The organism is Marinitoga sp. 38H-ov (assembly GCF_011057715.1).
Taxonomy (GTDB): Bacteria; Thermotogota; Thermotogae; order Petrotogales; family Petrotogaceae; genus Marinitoga.
On sequence record NZ_LNGH01000014.1, the window covers coordinates 35836 to 56362 of the forward strand.

The 20527-nt window shown below is 24.7% G+C and carries 16 protein-coding genes and 1 riboswitch; of the genes, 5 read left to right on the forward strand and 11 right to left on the reverse strand.

Annotated elements, in window-relative coordinates; translation table 11 throughout:
• Position 1: 1 nt before the first annotated feature.
• Positions 2–1738, reverse strand: a complete 1737-nt coding sequence (locus AS160_RS04875) for a sensor domain-containing diguanylate cyclase (RefSeq protein WP_165145738.1) — start codon at positions 1736–1738, stop codon at positions 2–4.
• Between the two features lie 96 nt (positions 1739–1834).
• Positions 1835–2545, reverse strand: a complete 711-nt coding sequence (deoD, locus tag AS160_RS04880) for a purine-nucleoside phosphorylase (protein WP_165145741.1) — start codon at positions 2543–2545, stop codon at positions 1835–1837.
• 150 nt (positions 2546–2695) lie between these two features.
• Here deoD and AS160_RS04885 point away from each other — a divergent pair, with 150 nt between their 5' ends.
• Both AS160_RS04885 and AS160_RS04890 read left to right on the forward strand, forming a co-directional pair.
• Positions 2696–3226, forward strand: a complete 531-nt coding sequence (locus AS160_RS04885) for a chromate transporter (protein WP_165145744.1) — start codon at positions 2696–2698, stop codon at positions 3224–3226.
• Between the two features lies 1 nt (position 3227).
• Positions 3228–3734: a chromate transporter gene (locus AS160_RS04890; RefSeq protein WP_165145747.1), complete on the forward strand. Its 507-nt coding sequence runs from the start codon at positions 3228–3230 to the stop codon at positions 3732–3734.
• A gap of 8 nt (positions 3735–3742) precedes the next feature.
• Here AS160_RS04890 and AS160_RS04895 read toward each other — a convergent pair whose 3' ends face one another.
• Genes AS160_RS04895 through AS160_RS04930 form a run of 8 tightly spaced genes read right to left on the reverse strand, consistent with a single transcriptional unit; the run spans position 3743 to position 13056 of the window.
• Entirely contained in the window at positions 3743–4561 is an 819-nt protein-coding gene (locus AS160_RS04895; RefSeq protein WP_165145750.1) for a bifunctional 5,10-methylenetetrahydrofolate dehydrogenase/5,10-methenyltetrahydrofolate cyclohydrolase, read from the reverse strand.
• 8 nt (positions 4562–4569) lie between these two features.
• Positions 4570–6231 carry a formate--tetrahydrofolate ligase gene (locus AS160_RS04900; protein WP_165145753.1) on the reverse strand — a complete coding sequence of 554 codons (1662 nt, stop codon included), beginning with the start codon at positions 6229–6231 and terminating at the stop codon, positions 4570–4572.
• Between the two features lie 11 nt (positions 6232–6242).
• A complete protein-coding gene (locus tag AS160_RS04905) occupies positions 6243–7538 on the reverse strand; it encodes a hypothetical protein (RefSeq protein ID WP_165145756.1) in 1296 nt (431 codons plus the stop codon).
• The gene (locus AS160_RS04910) at positions 7535–8941 is read right to left on the reverse strand and encodes a diguanylate cyclase (protein ID WP_165145759.1); all 1407 of its coding nucleotides are present in this window, start codon (positions 8939–8941) and stop codon (positions 7535–7537) included. Before AS160_RS04910 ends, AS160_RS04905 begins: the two co-directional genes overlap by 4 nt.
• Complete coding sequence (locus AS160_RS04915) at positions 8938–9492, reverse strand: chemotaxis protein CheB (RefSeq protein WP_346774422.1); 555 nt, start codon at positions 9490–9492, stop codon at positions 8938–8940. Before AS160_RS04915 ends, AS160_RS04910 begins: the two co-directional genes overlap by 4 nt.
• A 1-nt stretch (position 9493) precedes the next feature.
• Positions 9494–11248 carry a response regulator gene (locus AS160_RS04920; RefSeq protein WP_165145765.1) on the reverse strand — a complete coding sequence of 585 codons (1755 nt, stop codon included), beginning with the start codon at positions 11246–11248 and terminating at the stop codon, positions 9494–9496.
• A 4-nt stretch (positions 11249–11252) separates the two neighbouring features.
• The gene (locus tag AS160_RS04925) at positions 11253–11996 is read right to left on the reverse strand and encodes a hypothetical protein (RefSeq protein ID WP_165145768.1); all 744 of its coding nucleotides are present in this window, start codon (positions 11994–11996) and stop codon (positions 11253–11255) included.
• A 4-nt stretch (positions 11997–12000) separates the two neighbouring features.
• Complete coding sequence (locus tag AS160_RS04930; protein ID WP_165145771.1) at positions 12001–13056, reverse strand: CheR family methyltransferase; 1056 nt, start codon at positions 13054–13056, stop codon at positions 12001–12003.
• Positions 13057–13282: 226 nt separating this feature from the next.
• On the opposite strand from AS160_RS04930, the gene AS160_RS11275 reads away from it, so the two are divergent.
• Together AS160_RS11275 and AS160_RS04940 are read left to right on the forward strand one after the other, a co-directional pair.
• Positions 13283–14938 carry an HD-GYP domain-containing protein gene (locus AS160_RS11275; RefSeq protein ID WP_206528102.1) on the forward strand — a complete coding sequence of 552 codons (1656 nt, stop codon included), beginning with the start codon at positions 13283–13285 and terminating at the stop codon, positions 14936–14938.
• A 15-nt stretch (positions 14939–14953) separates the two neighbouring features.
• Positions 14954–15055: riboswitch (purine riboswitch) on the forward strand.
• Positions 15056–15258: 203 nt separating this feature from the next.
• Positions 15259–16602, forward strand: coding sequence for an NCS2 family permease (locus AS160_RS04940; protein ID WP_206528103.1), 1344 nt, complete (start codon positions 15259–15261; stop codon positions 16600–16602).
• Positions 16603–16628: 26 nt separating this feature from the next.
• Here AS160_RS04940 and AS160_RS04945 read toward each other — a convergent pair whose 3' ends face one another.
• Positions 16629–17363 carry a transposase gene (locus AS160_RS04945; RefSeq protein WP_165145777.1) on the reverse strand — a complete coding sequence of 245 codons (735 nt, stop codon included), beginning with the start codon at positions 17361–17363 and terminating at the stop codon, positions 16629–16631.
• Between the two features lie 158 nt (positions 17364–17521).
• On the opposite strand from AS160_RS04945, the gene AS160_RS04950 reads away from it, so the two are divergent.
• Positions 17522–20248, forward strand: a complete 2727-nt coding sequence (locus AS160_RS04950) for an MMPL family transporter (protein ID WP_165145780.1) — start codon at positions 17522–17524, stop codon at positions 20246–20248.
• Positions 20249–20527 lie beyond the last annotated feature (279 nt).

A 20527-nucleotide genomic window follows, 5' to 3' on the forward strand; every position in this document is an offset into this window, starting at 1 on the left:
TTTATCTCCTTATATTATTTTTATATTCATACATTCTTTTATCTGCGACTTCCAATAATATATCTATATCTTTACCATCCTCTGGAAAAATCGCAATACCAAAACTAGATGAAATTTTTAAAGATATGTTCTCATACTCAAATTTATCTTCAAATAATTTATTTATTTTATCTATAACTTTTTGTGCTCCTTGTAAATCAGAATTAGCTAAAGCAATAATAAATTCATCTCCTCCTAATCTTGCGAAAATATCACTTTCTCTCAATATACTAGATATTTTTTTTGTGAAAAATTTCAAAACTTCATCTCCTATATTATGTCCGTAGCTATCGTTTATAGATTTAAATTTATTAATATCTAAGAAAATAAACGCTATTTTCTGATAATTTCTTTTAGAAATTTTTATTATATCCTTTATTTTATACATAAAAGATTGTCTATTATATATCTTTGTTAAATAATCATATTCAGCAGCTTGACGTAATTTATCATCAGCATTTAATTTCCATAATAAAAATTCTAAATTTGTTTTTATTATTTTTGCAAAGTTAATTTCATAGTTTTCAAAAAAATGGTCATATGTATCTAATGTAATTGCCCCATATAAATTATTATTTACAACTAATGGAATATATAACGTTTCATTTATCATATTAATTTTTCCAAATTTTTCAAATATTTTTTTATCTTCAGATGTATAATTATATTCATCTTTCCAATTCTTTACAATAAACGGTTCCAATTTTCTTAACTTATTTATTTTCCCATCTAACCTAACATTTTTAAATAAATTAATATCATATCCCTTCATAGCCTTATATATATATCTATCTTTTTCTAATAAAACAAATGATCCTGCTTGAGCATGAGGAACAATTTCAACTAAACTATCTATAATTTTTTTATAAATATTATATGAATTATCAAAATTTAATAATTCAGTGGATAAGTTAAAAAATTCATTTATAAATATATTTTCATATTCAATTCTTTCTAAATATCTTCTTTCATCAGTAATATCTACTCCAAAGGAAATAACCTGATTAATTTTATCATTTTCTTTTATATAATTATTTCTCCATGATATTAATCTTTTTTCTCCCTTTTTATTAATAATCTCATTTTCATAGTTATCAATATATTTTATTTTCCCCATTAAAATATCAAAAAAAACTTTTTCCACATTATTTTTAATTTCTTTTGGTATAAAGTTTTCAAACCAATTTAATCCAATAGCTTCTTCTCTAGAAACATGTAGTATTTCTAAAGCTTTTTCATTAATATCTCTTATGCAACCATTTTTATCAAGAACAACATTAATTGTAGGAGATAAATTAAAATATTTTTCAAATTTCTTTTTTTCATAATTTAAAGCATTTTCTATTTTCTTTCTTTCGGTAATATTATAATCAATTTCTTGAATAATATAGGTATCTTTGTAAATTATAGGGGAGATATGGGATTCTACCCATATTATTTCATTATTTATTTTTATCTTTTTTTCAAAAATCTTTACTACTTCATTATTTTTAATTGATTCATTTATTCTATTTAAAATATCAATTTCTGGTTCAAAAATCAATGAATCATATGAAATTCCATTCATTTTTTCTGGAGATGAAAATCCATACAATAAAGCTGCCGCTTTATTAGCTTTTATTAATTTTAAATTTTTATCCCAATATATTACAGCATGTTCAGAATTTTCAAATAGATGTTTACATACAGTATCATCCATAATATTCCCCCAAATATTAATATATATATAAATTATAATATATATAAATTATATCATAAATAAAGAAAAATGAATGGGAAATCCCATTCATTTAGATTAAGCCATTTCCAATGCTATTTTCATCATATTAGTGAATGATTTCATTCTTTCTTCACTAGTTGTTGCCTTCATAGTAACTAAAGAATCAGAAACTGTTAATAAACAGGCAGCATTTTTTCCAGTAACTTGTGCATTAGCAAATAATGCAAAAGATTCCATTTCAACAGCTATACATCCGTAATTATCTCTAATTTTTTTATAATCATCAAAATTTTGTCTATAAAACACATCTGAACTGTGAATTCTTCCTTTGTGAATTGGTATATTTAAACTTTTTGCAGCTTCTTCTAATCTTTTGTTTAATTCACTTGAAGGTTTTAAAATATTATCTTCTATACCTGCCATAACTTTAGCATAAGTAGATTCACTATATGAATCTTCAACTAAAATAACATCGTATAAATCTATTTCTTCTGAGTAAGCACCACAAGAACCAACTCTAATAATATTTTGAACATCGTAAAATTTAAATAATTCATATGAGTAAATACCAATACTTGGCATACCCATACCACTACCCATAACACTTATTTTTTTACCTTTATATGTTCCTGTAAACCCAAACATATTTCTAACTGTATTAAATAAAACAGGGTTTTCTAAAAAATTTTCAGCAATAAATTTTGCTCTTAATGGATCTCCAGGCATTATAACAGTTTCTGCAATAATTCCTTTTTTATCAACTTCAATATGTGGTGTTGGTATCATATTAACTCCTCCTTATCTATATTAGCTTATCTATTATACAACTATTTATTTAAGAAGAAAATTCAAAAGTAAGAAATTTTTATAAATTTATCATATAAGTACTAAATTTATGATAAAATATATAAGATAATAATTTGTGAGGTGTTATTATTGATTAGATTATTTCTTATGTTTTTTAAAATTTCTGCTTTAGCTCTAGGTGGTGGATATGCCATGATACCAGTTATGCTAAAAAATTTAACTTCAAATAACCTAATTACTGAAGAAGAATTCAAAGAAATTTTATCTATAGCTCAGGCAATGCCTGGACCCATAGCTTTTAAAGTATCATGGTTAATTGGAAAAAAAATAAATGGAATATACGGAGCATTAATAACTTCTTTAGGGATATTAATTCCACCATTTTTCAGTATAGTTTTAGTAGCTTCCATATTAAAGAAGTATTCAAATAATAATTATGTATTAGCTTTTACAAAAGGTGCTTATGCTTCTTTAATAGGTATGGTTACAGGTATTTTAGTTGATTTTATAAAAACCACTAAAAAAAAGATATTTGATATTATAATAATTATTTTATCAACTATAATCATGTATTTTTTCCCAAAATATACAGTAATAATATTTTTTTCTTCCATAATTTTATTTTATTTTTTAGAAAAAGGATATGGTAAAAATGTTTAAAATGATACTGTTATTTTTTCAAATTGGATTTATATCATTTGGCGGAGGCTGGGCATCGTTAGGAATAATAAAACAACTTATATTAGAAAATAACCTATTATCCGAAAAAGCCTTGCAGCAAGCAATATCTATTTCTCAAATGACCCCTGGTCCTGTTGCGGTAAACCTTGCTACTTACATAGGATATTTAAAATATGGGTTATTAGGAGCTACTTTGAATACTATTTTTTTAGTCATTCCTGCTATTATTTATTATTATATAGCAAAATGGCTATTAAAAAAATTCAAATTAAATAGAACAATTTTAATGCATTCTTTAAAATTAGGAACAATAATTTTAATTTTAATGACACTTTTGTCAGTATTAAAACCTGTTGTTTATACGAAAGATTTTTTAAGTGTAATTATTTCAATTTATGCTTTGATATTATTCATAAAAACAAAAATAGATCCAATATATATAATTTTAAGTTCAGCATTTATTGGAATTATTTTTTTTCTTAGATAAAAAACAGGTCATGCCTGTTTTTTATCCATTTGTATAAAAAATAATTTTGTTAAATTTTCGAATAAAATTAATGATGTAATTTCACCAACTCCACCAGGCACTTCGGTTATAAAAGCAATATCTTGAACTGATTTCTCTACGTCTCCAATAATCTCACCATTAACAACATTTATACCTACATCAATTATTATAGAATTTTTTCTAATCATATCCTTAGTAATGAAATTAGGATGTCCAACTGCTGATACTATAATATCAGAATTCAAAGTAATTTCTTTAATGTTTTTTGTGTGACTATGGCATATAGTAACTGTAGCATTGTTTTCTTTATTGGATAACATAATAGAAACAGGCATCCCTACTATAACACTTCTTCCTATAACTGAAACTTTTTTCCCATCTAAATTAGTAAAGCTTTGTAATATTCTAATTATTGAATCAGCCGTACATGGCTTTACAAAAGATTTTCCATATATTAATTTTCCTAGATTATATGGTGTAATACCCTCAACATCTTTTTTAGGATCTATAAGTAAAGATATTTCGTATGTATCAAAAGGTAATGGCTGAGATAGAAATATTCCGTTAACTTTTTTATCTTTATTTAATTCTAATATAGATTCTATTAATTTTTTCTTTGAATTTGTTTTAATTATTTCATATTCTATATTTAAATTTTTTGACATTTTTTTTTGAGAATTCAAATAAGCTAATGTGGCTTTATCTGGTTCCAAAGCCACGCTAACTAATTTTAAGTTATGCTTTTTAGAAATTTTTAAAATTTTTTCTTTTATTTTATTCGATAACGTATCAACTGATATTATCATAACTCACCTCAAAACAACCCAGTTATATTACCTTTTGCATCAACATCTATCTTTTCTGCATTAGAATGCCTAGGCAATCCTGGCATTCTCATAATCTCTCCGGCTAATGCAACAATAAAACCTGCTCCGGCTGATAATTCAAAATCTCTAATTGTAAAATTATAATTACTTGGCGCTCCTAATTTTTTTGGATCATCTGAAATAGAATATTGAGTTTTTGCAACAATTACAGGTAAATGATCATATCCATATTTTTTTAGAAATTTAATCTTATTTCTTGCTGACATTTCATAATCTACATGTTTTGCTCTATATATTTCTTTGGCTAATTTAACTATTTTAACTTCTAAAGGGTCATGCCAATTGTATATTGTATTTAATTCGCTTTCAACCTCCGCAACTTTTACTATTTTTTCTGCTAAATCCAATGCACCTTCTGATCCTTTATAATATGCATCATTTATAGAAATAGGAACATTCATATTTTCAACAAAATCTATTACATAATTAATTTCCATTTCAGTATCTGTGTCAAATTTATTTAGAGCAACCACTATAGGAATTCCAAATTTATTTAAATTTTCAATATGAACTTTTAAATTTACAATTCCATTTCTCAAAGCCTCTAAATTTTCTTTATCATATTCTTTTACTCCTCCATTATATTTTAATGCCCTAATAGTAGCAACTAAAACAATCGCATCTGGTTTAAACCCTGCAGTAGGAGATACAAAATCCAGAAATTTTTCTGCTCCTAAGTCGGCTCCAAACCCACTCTCAGTAACAACATAATCAGAAAGCTTTAATGCCATTTTTGTGGCAATTAAAGAATTTGTCCCATGTGCAATATTAGCAAATGGCCCTCCATGGATAAATGCGGGTGTGTTTTCAATTGTTTGAACTAAATTAGGATCCAAGGCATTTTTTAATACAGCTGCTAACGCTCCTTCTATTTTTAAATCGCCTATAGTAATAGGTTTTCCATTTCTTGACCTTGCTACAACTATATTTTGCAATCTTCTTTTTAAATCAGGAATATCTTCTGCTAAACACATTACAGCCATAATTTCAGAAGCCGCGGTAATAATAAAACCATCTTCTCTAGGATTACCATTTGAATGTCCTCCAAGAGAAACAACTATTTCTCTTAATGCCCTATCATTTATATCCATAGCTCTTTTCCAAAAAACTCTTGTTGAATCGATATCTAACTCATTACCATATTTTATATGTGCATCAATAACTGCAGAAACAAGGTTATGGGCTGTGGTTATAGCATGAATATCTCCTGTAAAATGTAGATTTATTTCTTCCATAGGAAGAACTTGAGAATATCCACCACCAGCAGCACCACCTTTTACCCCCATGACAGGACCCAATGAAGGTTCTCTTAGTGCAACTATAGATTTTTTACCTAATTTGTTTATTGCCATAGATAATCCTATACTTGTTGTTGTTTTTCCTTCACCTGCTGGAGTTGGATTAATAGCAGTAACTAGTATCAATTTCCCATTTTTTTTATCGCTTAATTCCTTTAAATAATGATGAGAAATTTTTGCAATATATTTTCCACATTGATGTATATATTCTTCTTCAATATCTATACCTTTTGCAATATCAACTATCTTCTCCATTTTTGCACTTTTTGCAATCTCTATATCATTTAACATATTATCCCTCTTTAATCCTCTACTGTTTTTGTTAAAGTTAATAATTTGTCCAGATTAACTTTTATTTCTGTTAATGCTTCAGAAGTTTGTTTTATACCTTCTAAAACTTCATTCATTGACAATCTTGTAGTGTGCGAGAAGCCAGCTAAAGAATCAACATTTTCTGCAAAACTTTCAACTACTTGAGAAATTGAATCTAAGGAATTTTCTACGTTAACTAATTCTTTTGCAATTTTTTCAGATAATAATACATTTGAAGTAATATTATTTTCTATTTCTTTTAACACATTTTCAGAATTTCTAGATGTATTTCTAGATTCAGTAGCTAATTCGTTTATAAGATCTGCTATTTTTGATATACCTTCTTTATCAATATTTTCTTTACTTGTTTCAATAGATGAATTTATAGACAAAATTGATACAGTATCAGAAATATCTTTTATTTTATCATTTAATAAAGATAGATTATTTATAAAATCCGCAATTTTTAATGTCATTTGATTCATAGATTGTATATTAGAAAAAAATTCTTTCATGTTTAATAAAGTAGCATTTAATTCGCTTCTGCCTTCTTCTATAGAAGATGAAAAATTTTGAACTAATTCATCTAATTTTTCTATATTTTTTTGAGTATTATTTGCGACAGATTCAATCTCACTAGCTGCAGAACTATTTTCTGCAATATATGAAGATACATTTGTTGTAAATTCTTCAATAGTTTTTATCTGTTTTTTAAAAGCTTTACCAATTGATTTACTGATAATCAAAGAAATAATAAATATAGCAAATATAAATATTACTAATATCATTATTAAATAATTTCTAGATTTCTTAAGATTTTTAAATAATTCCGAATTAGTAATTGCATGTACTAGATAATAAGTATTGCCATTTAAATCAAAACTTGAAAAGGCTGTATATATTTTTTCATTTTCATATGTATATTCATATAATCCTTTTTTATTAATTTTCATATAATCCCATAAATCGCTTAATTTTGCGTCTTTTATAATATTCAAACCAATTCTATCCTTATTAGAATGAAATATAGTATCACCAAGATTGTTCAAAACATAATAATATCCAATACCCTCATTTGAAAATTTAAATGAAAAATTTTCTTCCGATAATTCATTGAAATCTTTCTCAATGGCATATGATATTTCATCTATTGTAGATAAATATTCATTTAATATATCCTTTTTTACGTTATTAGAAAATATGAAATACGAAATAGAAAAAAATATACTAGTCAGAATAATAAAAATAATTGATATTAAAATAGCATACTTTAATTCAATCTTCATTTTAACTCCTCCTCTGTAATTATTCTATTTTTTCCTAATTTTTTAGCTAAGTATAATGCTGTATCTGCATTATCAATAAATTCAGTTAAACTTTTACCTTTATATTCACAACATACACCACCACTGAAAGTAATAGGTTTTATTATTCCTATTTTTTTCCAATCATATTCTCTTACCTTTTTTAATGCTCTTTCCAAAGCTACTTTTGCTTCTTGACAATTAGTACCTGGCATTATAACTAAAAATTCTTCACCACCATATCGACCAACAAAATCGTTTTCTCTCATTTCTGAATTTAATAAATTTGAAAATATTTTTAATACTTCATCACCAACAACATGACCAAAATTATCATTTATTTGTTTAAAATCATCAATATCAAGCATAGCTATAGATAGATCGAACTTTTTTCTTTTGAAAGAAATTAATAAATCATTTAATTTTTCTGTAATTACTTTTTTGTTATATAAATTTGTTAAACCATCTCTTTCAGATGCAGTTCTAAAATCAATAAATGAATTTAATGTTTTAAATAAAATGCTAATAGCTTCATTCAAAAAATTCATATAATATATAATATTATTTTTATTTTCAATATTTTCAAATGCTATTATACCTAAATCATTATTATTATTTGTTATGTTAAAAATCAAAAAATCTCGCGGCATATCATTATTACTTTCATCAAAAATTCCTATATATTCCCATTTAGTTGGAGTTAATGGTTTTATTAAATTAGAAAACAAAAAGCTTTTTATACTATTTGATGAATATCTATTTTTTTCAGGAAACGAATAAACTCTACCAGAATTTGCTGAAAGTAACATTATATGCAAACCTTCAAATAAAAAGAATTCTTTAAACAAATCATATAAATTATTGATTATATATTCTTCATCACTAACTTTATCAACAAGATCCAATACTGTAGATTTTAAAACTTCCATTTTTAACGTTTCTTCTAAAATATCAACTAATTCACTAAATGGGTTTACCCTAAATTTATAAAATTCTCTAGTCCATTCTATTGAAAAATTATTATTTTTTATAAAATCATCTATCTTTTCAACTAAAATTTCAGATTCAATATCTTTTCTTAAAAACATATTTGCTCCACTTTTTTTTGCCCAAAATTCATTTATTGATTCATTTGCACCTGTTAAAATTAAAATACCAACTTTGGAAAAAGAACTATAACTTCTTATAAATCTACATAAATGCACACCATTCATTTTTGGCATAACATAATCTGAAATAATAATATCTGGTAAAAACTCAAAAAACTTATTCAAACCTTCCAATCCATCTTCAGCAACTTCAACCTCATAACCTAATTCTTCTATTTTTTTCTTTAAAAACATTTGCCAAGATGTACTATCATCAATAATCAATACTTTTTTCATTCTTTCACCTTCTTGTTTAATAATAATAAAAATTTATTCATTTCATCTAATGTTTTTAGATTAAATCTTTTTATTGATTTCATAGCGTTTGTTGTCATATAGGGAAATTGGGCATTTTTTTGAATAAATATATTTGCCTTAGTACTTTCTAATATTTTAAGTCCTTCAGTGCCATCATTTCCTAATCCTCCAAGCAAAAATATATATGTATTATTATCTGCATATAACAATAAACTTTCAAACAAATGATTAATTGATGGTGCAACAATATCTCTTTTGTTTTCAACCTTAATTGTGGAAGCACTAAAAAATACAATATCTTTTCCGCCTTCTGGTATATATATTCCCTTATCTAAAATTGTTATTTTATCTACAATATAAACTTTTTGCTTGGAAATATTTTCTATATAATTTTTAAAATTCTTTGTTTGACTTTCTAAATTATGCATCGCCAAAACAATTGGATAATTAATTTTAATATTAAATTTTAATAATTTTTTCAAAGCTTGAGGCCCTCCGGCGGATGCACCTATTATTACCTTTAGAATAATATCATCCCCTTAAAAACTTATTTAAAAGATTTAAAATTTTTTCTGTATTTTCTCCTTTAATAACATATGCATTAGCACCAGAATCAAGACCTTTTTTTATGTCTTCGGGTGATGATTTTGTAGACAGCATAATTACAGGTATATCTTTATTTACTTTTTTTATATGTTTTACCACTTCATAACCACTAATACCTGGTAATTCCACATCAACTATAGCAGCATCATATCCAGATTTTTTTATAGCTTCTTCTCCGGTTTCCGCTTCAATAACATTATATCCGTTATTTTTTATCATTCTAGAAATAACAAATCTAGTAAGAACCGAATCATCTAATATCAAGACTGTTTTTTTAATTATATTTTTTGAATTTCTTTTTGAAGAAGCTTTTTCTGGTGAAATTATTGGTATAGGATATGAAAAGATATTTTTTGCAAAACCTATGATTTCATCAAAGTTATACGGGGATATAAATGCTTCAAAATGTCCTAAGATCTCATCAGCAACAATAGCTTTATTATTTTTAGTAATAACTGCAAATTTAATATTGCCATTTCCATAATCTATTAAATCTAATAAATTATTGCCGTAATTTATCTTACTATCTATAATCTCTATTTTATTTATAACCTCTCTAATTTCATTTGAATCAACCGAAAATATGTTTTCATTTCTTCTTATAACAAGTACTTTTTTTGAAGTTATTTTCGTTTTAAAAGCTATAATAAATTTTGAACCCTTATCCTTTTCAGTCTCTAATTTTACAAACCCCCCTTTTGCTTCAGCAAAAGCTTTTACTGTATCAAGTCCTATTCCTCTTCCAGATGATTGATCAGTTTTATCTTTTGTAGAAAAACCAGAATAAAAAATAACTTCTAATGGGTCAACATTCTCAAAACCTTTACTTTTTGCTTTTTCTTTCACCTTATCAATATCAATTCCTTTTCCATCATCAATAACTTCTAAATATATAAAATCATTTTTTATATAACTTTTTACGGTCAAATTCCCAGTTGGTTCTTTCCCTTTACCTTTTCTTTCTGAAGGACTTTCTATGCCATGCGCAATAGCATTCTTTACTAAATGTATTAATACATCCTTAAGGCTTTCTGCATCTTTTTTTTCTATTTTTGTATTTTCAACTTCTATATTAAAATTAATTTTTTTCTTATTAAATACAGCCTCTTGAAATACTAAATTCTCAAAACTTTTAATAACTTTATGAATTGATATAAATTTATTTTCTTCAATAAGATTTTGAGTATATAATCTTAAACTTTTAGCTTCTTTTAAAGCTATAGAATAATTTTTATTAATTAAATTATTTTCTAATTTTAGTATTCTTTCATAAAACTTTTCCAATAAATCTATTGAAATATTTTCATTTTTTGTCTTTGAAATAGTACCTTCATTTAAATTAATTTCACCACTTAATATAGATTCATAATAATTAACTTCTTCATCTGTTAAATCATTTTTTTTATTTATAATTTCATTAGATATTTTAATAACCCTTGCTACAAATTTTTCATCTAAATCAGAATTCATTTTTTCTTTAAATGCAGATTCAAGTTTATGCATAAATTCCCCTAATTTAGGCAGTCCTACCAAACCTGCAGATCCTTTTAAAGTATGATATATCCTATATAAATCTTTTATTATAACAGGATCATGCAATTCTAAATATTTTTTTAACAGTTCCATAGCCTCATTTAACTTTTCTTCCATTTCATTAAAATATATATCCATAAATTCCATAAAATCACTCCAAAATAGGTAATGTTTTATTATCAATTCTTAAAAATTTTTTATCTTGAGAATCAAAAATTTCTCCATATACAAAATCTATCTTTTCGCATAATAATGCCACTTTTTCACCAACAACTATCCATTTGGCTTTCTCTGAGGTTTTTATTACATTATATATTTTATTTTTATACTCTATAAATCCATCAAACTCACCGTGTTTAAAAGAGCAAAAAGTACTACTGTCAATAATATTTATTATTTTATTTCTTAATATAGAGTATTTATTGTCAATTACAAATACATTAGGATTAATTATATCTTCTTTTTTTTCTTTATCTTTTTCAACATTTTTTACTACAAAATTTGCTGGAAGTTCTTCATAAACCTTATTAACATTGAAAACAAAAATTTCTTCATTATCTAATTCAAAATAACCAGAGAAAATTCTTAAGTGTGGAAATTGTTCTAATGTTTCAGAATTAAATTTTTCTATTTCACTTACTTCTATATTTTTTATAATGGAACTTACACCAAAAGCAAAAGAGTTATAAATTAAAAAGAACTTTAATATAAATTCTTTGTTCTCGGGAATGGTAATAACAGGATAAAGTTTATCTTTAAATTTTGAATATCCTAAAAAATTCCCTTCAATATTTTTTTTTACGAACTTAGAGGAAACACCTATTATTTCATTTACTAATGCTATTTTTATTAAATTATTTTTCGAATCTTTTATTTCACATATATAGTAATTCATATAATCATCCCCTATTTTCATTTAAATATTTCATATTCCATAACTCTTCATCATCGGGATTTAAAAAAATAGCTTTATTTAAAGAATCTTTATAATCTAAATTTAATTGTATTTCTAAAAAAGCTTTATATTTCCATATTAAATAATTTATTGAATTATCTGCAATCTTTTTTATTAAACTATATGCAAAAACATAATTTTTTTCTGAAATTAATTTTTCTATAATCTCAATATATTCATCTTCAGAAATATTAACAATTGTATTAATTAATTTCTCTTTTTTAGAATCTTTAATTTTTATAATATTTTTTATTTTATTAGTTTTATTACTTATAAATTTGATCTCTTTATTAGCTTTTTTCCATAAAACTACATTATTATGTATTTCAAAATCAAAAATTTCAGTTAAATAAGGATAAAACTCACCATGACCTAAAATCAAAATTCCATTATCATTTAGAATATTTTTTATATTTTTTAAAATATATGTAATTTGATGTTCTGTAAAATATATCAATACTCTTCTTAAGAGAATTACATCATACTTATTATTTGTTTTTATATAATTTGTTATATTGTCAACTTTAAATTCTATATTTTTTTTATATTTTTCTTTAACATAATAAAATTCGCCTCTTTTTTCAAAATATTTATCTATTTCTCCTTGATTCAATTTTCTTATACTCCAGTATTTATACTTTCCCTCTATCGCTTGTTTAATTCTATAATTTGATGCATCTATCCCAATTATTTTATAATCTTTATTTAAATTATTAAGAATAAATGAAAATGTATATACTTCTTCTCCACGGGAACAACCTAAACTTAGAATGTTATATTTTTTATTTTCTATTATATAAGATTTTATCGTTTCCCATAAGTTTTCATCCCTGAAAAAATATGACTCTCCTATGGTATAATTTTCCAATATTAATTTTTCTACCTGATCATTTTCTAAATTTTTAAAAAAAGATAAGGTATTTTTTACATGTTCTAATCTTTTTTTATCCTCTTTTAACCCGTATTTTTTTAATATAGACTTTATTAATTCTTCAACCATTTAATCACCTCTACCCTATATATAATTATAACATAAAAAATTCTTTTTTTAAATTTACTTGACAATAATATTAATTAAATATCAAGTTTTTTCTTCAAAAGACGATTTATATATTGTAATTATGTCCTTGAAAATAATTAAACAATATGTTATAATTTCTAAGAATTAATTGATCGTTTGATATATTAATATTATATTTATATTAAAAAAACAAAGAGGTTATAGCATGAGATATACAAACGTAATTGAAAACCATATTAAAAATTCAATAATTCAGAATTTTATTTTTTTATGCATAATTATTATTATATGGGTATTATCTTTTTTTTATATTTTTTCCGCAATAAACTCTGTTTCAAATATTAACTTAGACAAGTTCAATGAATTAATGGAAAACTATTATTATCATTTAAAATATATTAGCATTATTGATGATGAAAACCTCTTAAAAGATTTGAATATGTCCAAAATATATGTTATAGATAATATGGGAAATATTAGAAAAAAGATACCTTATAATATAGAAGAAAATATCAATGAAAGTACTACCGTAGAAAGTATTTTTTCAAAAATTAAAAATATAAATAATACTTTTATTTTTAGATTAAATGATAATTTATACTTAGGAAGTAAAATAAATAATTTATATGTCGTTGGAGTTATAAATAAATTAAATATTAACGAAAGCACAGATGTTTTTATTACTTTACATAATAACAATCAAATAATATATTCTAAATTTAACATTAATAAAATAAAACAAATTGATATTATAAACAGAGCATTGTATATTAGTAAAACGTTAAATTGGAAAAATATATATATCACTACATATTATAATATAACTAATTTTATTTTTATTAACCTAATAATATCTTTAGTTCTATCAATTTTAATAATATGGAATTTTGTAACCAGAAATAAAAACATTAAATTAATTAGTATATTTGAACAAGAGTTTAGAAAAGTATTAAAAAGCATGGATATATTATTAAAAGAGCTAAAAATATTAGATAGTCAAAGTTTTATCAATTTATCGCCAAAAGATTTTGAAGGAGCATTAAGTGCAATAAAAGATAATAAATTTTATTTTGATGAATTAAATGAATTAAAAGAAGTAGAAATTTATACAATAAAAGAAATTTTAGAACTTTTTGAAGAAATAAGCGCTTCAAATGAACAAATGGAAGCTACAAATAAAGAATTGGAAACACTATATAACCAACTTGAAGAAGCTTATAATGATTTAGAAGATTCATATAGAAAGTTTTCTTCTCATTTGTCTGCTATCGCAGAAAAGTATGATGAAGTAACTGGAAATCATATAGAAAGAGTTTCTGAATACTCAAAATTCATAGCAGTTAAAATGAATTTCGATGAAAAATTTGTCAAAAATATTACTATTTATTCTTCACTTCATGATATTGGTAAATTATTAGTTAGCCATGAGATTTTAAATAAACCTGGAGGCTTAACAAAATCAGAATATGATGAAATGAAAAAACATACAATATATGCGGAAAAAATTTTTGGCAATGATGAGCGTTTTAAAATGGCAAAAAATATTGCTATGTATCATCATGAAAGATATGATGGAAGTGGATACCCTTTTGGGCTAAAAGGTGAAGAAATCCCTATAGAAGCTAGAATTGTTGCTTTAGCCGATGTGTATGATGCTTTAAGAAGTGATAGGCCATATAAATCAGGTTATTCTCATGAAGAAGCATACAATATTATAGTAAATGGAGATTATAAAACAAAACCTTCAATTTTTGATCCAAGAGTATTAAAAGTATTTAAGATTTATCATCGCGAATTTGATAAAATTTATACAGAATATAAACAAAAAGAATTAAATTTATCGCAAATAAATATTAATTAAAATAATGTATATAAAATATGTAATTTTTACTCTTCCTATATAATCCTGAGAATATGGCTCGGGAGTCTCTACCAAACAGCCGTAAACTGTTTGACTATAGGAGGAGAGTGTTGGTTAATTATAATCACACCTCTCTTCCTGAGAGGTGTTTTTATTTTTATAATAAAAAATAAAATTTTAATTAATAATAAAGGATTTTATAATGAATACTATATTAAAGTTTACTTCTATTTAATCTTATTTTAATTAAAAAGAAAACATATTTTTATACAATAATGTTAAGGTTTTTTTATATTTTTATAACTAGGAGGTGTCAAGGGGTGGAAAAATTTTTTAAATTAAAGGAAAACGGGACAACAGTAACAACAGAGATTTTAGCAGGGTTGACAATTTTTTTGAGTATGGCTTATATTTTATTTGTTAACCCTAATATTTTAGTAACTGCTATGGCTCCAGGTGCAGAAGTTGGATCAACTATATACAACCAATACTTTGGTGCATTAATGGTTGCAACTATATTCGGTGCTGCTACAGCAACTTTAGTTATGGGTTTATATGCTAATTATCCATTCGCTTTAGCTCCTGGTATGGGATTAAATGCTTATTTCACATATACTGTTGTTTTAAAAATGGGGATTCCTTGGCAAGTAGCTTTGGGAGCAATTTTTGTTGAAGGTATTATCTTTATAATTTTAACAATGTCAGGCGCAAGAACATATGTTGTTAAAGTAATACCTCAAAACATAAAATTCGCCACTAGTGCAGGTATAGGTCTATTCATTGCTTTTATAGGTTTAAAAAGCGCTAGTATAATAGTATCTAATCCTGCAACATTTGTTGGATTAGGCGATTTAACAAAACCTGATGCATTATTAGCAATTATCGGTTTAATTCTTACAGGTGTTTTATTTGCATTAAAAGTTCCAGGCTCTATATTATTAGGAATAATTTTGACTACAATAATTGGTGCTTTCCCAATTTTTGGTGTAACTCATTATCAAGGTATTGTCGGTAAAATACCTAGTCTCGCTCCAACTTTTATGAAATTACAACTATCCTGGGGAGATTTATTAAGTGGATCTTTCTGGGTAGTAGTTTTAACTTTCTTCTTTGTTGACTTCTTTGATACATTGGGAACTTTAACAGGATTAGCTCAAAGTGCAGGGTTTATAAAAAAAGGAGAATCTGATTTCCCAAGATCAAATAAAGCATATATGGCTGATGCTATAGGTACATCTGTTGGTGCCTTATTTGGAACTTCAACTGTTACTACATATATTGAAAGTGAAACAGGTATAGCACAAGGCGGAAAAACTGGGTTAACTTCTGTTACAGTAGCAGTTTTAATGTTATTGATGTTATTCTTCTCTCCTTTGGGTTTAACTATACCAGCTGCAGCAACTGCTCCAGCATTAATTTTTGTTGGTTCATTAATGCTTAAAAATTTAATTCACATTACTTGGGAAGATACAACAGAAGCATTACCAGCATTTATTACTATTATAATGATGCCTCTTACATATTCTATTGCTAATGGTATAGCATTAGGATTAGTAGCTTATCCATTAATAAAAGTTTTTTCTGGAAAAGGTAAAGAAATACATTGGTTTAATTGGATATTAGCTTTAGCATTTGTATATTATTTAATATTCTTACAACACTAAAAATAATGCCCCTCATTAGAGGGGTATTATTTTAGTGCTTCTAAAAATAAATAAAACAATTTATCACTACCATTATGAGCTATATAATGATTTTGTACTATTGTAAACAATACACTATTAGCATTCGTTATTTTTCCTTTTGAGATTTTTTCAGAAAAATTTTTTAATAAAACTTTAAGTTCTTTCCTTATATCATTTAAATCTAATTTAATTGAAAATTTTTCAAATAATTTTATTGGTTTTTCAGAAAATACTATATATAAATCATAATTATAATAATTTTTAAATATATATAATCTAGCAACTTTTTCATTTTTTATTTTTGATAACTCTTCAATATTAACTTCTTCATTATACTCTAATGAAAGATCTCCCTTTATTCCAATGGAAAATAATGGTTTTAAATCGTCTATATTAAATACTTTTTTTAGAAGCCTTTTTAATATTAATTTTTTTATTTTTAAAACTGTATTGTAAGAAACTTCTAAATCCTCAGCAATTCTTTTTATTAATCTTCCTTTTGATAATTCTTCAATTATTTTTAAAAATATTAAAGGTTTAATTCTAATATCTTTAAAAATACTATCATTATATTTTGACCATTCTCTTCTGCATACCTTACATTTAAAATGATTCCTTCTTATTGAATAAACTTCATTGCTGCCACAATAAGGGCATTCATCTTTTAATTTCAAAACACCAATCTCAATTAAAAATTGTTCCGCTTGTTTATCATCCTTTATTTTTTTTAGTATCTCCATAATTTTCTCTCCTTTCAAATATATTTTACCACATTAATAAAGACTTAATTATTTGCCACCAAAATTTTCTTTTATTTTAAACAAAAATGAAATATATAGAGTGTATATTTATTTTCGTCATAATAAGTATTTATTATTTGCCACCAAGGAGGGATATTATGAAATTAGATAAAGGTAGATCAGTATTTATAGTTATTGCAATATCTATATTAACGCTATATTTTGGTTTTTACGCAAACAAAGTTAATGTTAAAGATAACATTGCAAGTTATGTACCTAAAAATGATCCAGATAAGAAAATATATGATGAAGTTGCTGATGAGTTTGGATTAAATGGAATTATTTTAACGGGTGTTAAATTTGATGATGCTTATAAGTATTTCGATAAAATTAATGAGATTACTGAAAAATTAAAAACTTTAGATGTTGTTGATAATGTTATTTCTCCTGTAAATGCTCCAAGAATAAGCGTATCAGATGACGGAGATATATCAGTAGGGAACTTAAAATCAAGTTATGATTTTTCCACAGATAATTCATATGATTTAAAAAAACTAAAAAGTGAATTATTAAATGATGATATGATTAAAGGAAAATTTATATCTGAAGATGGAAAAAGTGTTTTGTTTGCAATAGGTTTAAAAAAAGATATTGATGAAAAATCAGCAGGTTTAGTTGTTGAAAATGTATTTAAAAATTCTAATGTCGAATATTACATATTTGGTACAGCAATAGCTAACAGAGAAATTGAGGAAATTGTTAAAGATAATTTATTAAAATTAATTCCAATTGTATTAATTCTTGTTATGTTAGTTCTATATTTTAGTTATAGAAATATTGCTGGAGTTATTTTACCAATAATATCCGTTTTGATTGCAGACATATGGACTGTTGGAATTATGTATTTACTTGGAATTAATTTCAATATAACAACCTCAGCAGTTCCTATTGCTGTTGTTGGAATAGGTACAGCGTATTCAATACATATTATTAGTAAATATTATGAAGAATTACATAGAGGAATATCAGCTTCAGAGGCTGTTAATGAAACATTAAAACATGTTGGAAAAGCGGTTTTATTAAGTGCTTTAACTACAATTGCAGGTTTTTTATCTTTATTAACTGCAGATCTAACTCCTGTATGGCAATTAGGAATTTTCACATCTTTAGGTATTGCTTTGGCATTATTAATGGCAACCTTATTTGTACCTGCTATGTTAATGATTTTTCAACCAAAATCAAAAGCTAATCTTTCTGAAGAAGGTGAAAGTCATTTATTAAGAAATTTTACTAATAAACTTGTATATCATAGAGCTATAACTTTAACAATAATATTTTTATTAGTATTATTAACTACTTTTTTTATTCCTAAAATAAAATCTGATATGCAAATAGAAAACTTTATGAGCGATAAAACCCATATGGTCCAAGGCTCAAAATTTTTAAGAAATAATTTTGGCGGTAATGATTATATTTTTGTTGATTTATTAGCAAAAGACGAAAACTCATTTAGAGATTTTTATTTCAATAGGACAATAAGAGATATTTCTATGTTTGCAAAAAATAATTTTTCTGTAGTTTCTCAAATTACAAATATAGGTGATGTTGTTGCAAACTTAACTGAAGGTTTTACAGGGTATGAATATGTACCAGGTTCTAATTATGCGATGGAACAAAATTATATGTTAATTGAAGGTAGTGAAGGAATAGATAAAATTCTATCTCCAGAAAAAAATGAATCAATTTCACAAATAATGGTTAATACAAAAAGCTTTAGTAAAGTAAAAGAATTAGAAATAGCTTTAAAAAAGTATATCGATAATTATATAATTAAAAATTATAAAATAGAAGATTTTGATATAAACAATCCGCAACATATAAAAGCATATGAAAATGAAATAAAACAATTTATTATTTCAAGAAAAGGAAATTACAATGAAAAAATCTTAAATATTATGGTTGAAGCAAAATCAAAAGATATTAAAGAATTGGTATCTAATTTGGATAAAAGAAATTTATATAAATTATTTAATAATTACCTAAAATATAATGATGAAGAAGAAGTTGATTTTAACGCATTTTCTCAATTAATCGATGGGGATAACTTTGATGAATATATTTCAGAATATTATGATTACTTTTTATACGATTATGAACCAAATATAAGAGCTGATTTTGCAAAAAGTAAATTAATTTCTTTAAATTTAAATTTAACTGAAAAAGATCTGAATGAATTATCTCAATATGTAAATGATGAACAAGTTCCTGTAGAAGGTGGAAAAAGAATACTCGAAGTTAGAGTTACTGGAATTCCAATTTTAACAAATAAAGTAAATGATATGGTATTTGATAATCAAAAGGAAAGTATGATGTTAGCTTATGCTCTTGTGTTCATATTATTTGCTATACAAATGCATTCAATAATACTAGGCTTATTATCTCTAATACCTATAACATTAACTATTATTACAAATTTTGGGATTATGGGTTTAACCGGCATTTCATTAAACGCTGCAACAGTTACTATAGCATCTATAACAATTGGTACTGGAATAGATTACACCATCCATTATATTTCTAGATTCAAAAAGGAATATAAAGAAAGCAAAGATAAGTTTAAAGCGGCTATAAGAACATCCGCAACATCCGGAAGAGCTATAGTTATTAATTCATTGGCAGTTATACTTGGATTTGCAACATTTATTTTTTCTGAAATAGGTATGCTCAAACAATTCGGTATTTTAACAGCAACTGCAATGTTTGTAGCTCCGTTATTAACTTTAACAATTTTCCCTGTGTTAATGACTATGTTGAGTGACAAATTATTAATAAAATTTTCTAAAGATTCAATTATAAAAAGAAACCTAAAAAATAGTCTCCGGTAATAAGTCAAGAGGGAAATAAAAAAACAATGAAAATTAACAAAGATGAAAAATAACAAGAATTCAGAATAATACAGATAGAAAAAAGAGTAAAACAAATATTATGCACATGGTGCAAAAATTAGAATTATTTAGTTGTTTTGTTAATTGTAAACGCTTAATTATTATTATTGATTATTACTATCATCCTTTAAAAACACCATTTTTTTAGAAGATTGAGATAATTCAATAGGATTATAGGATGAATTATTTTTAAGCATATAATAAATACTTCTAACTAGT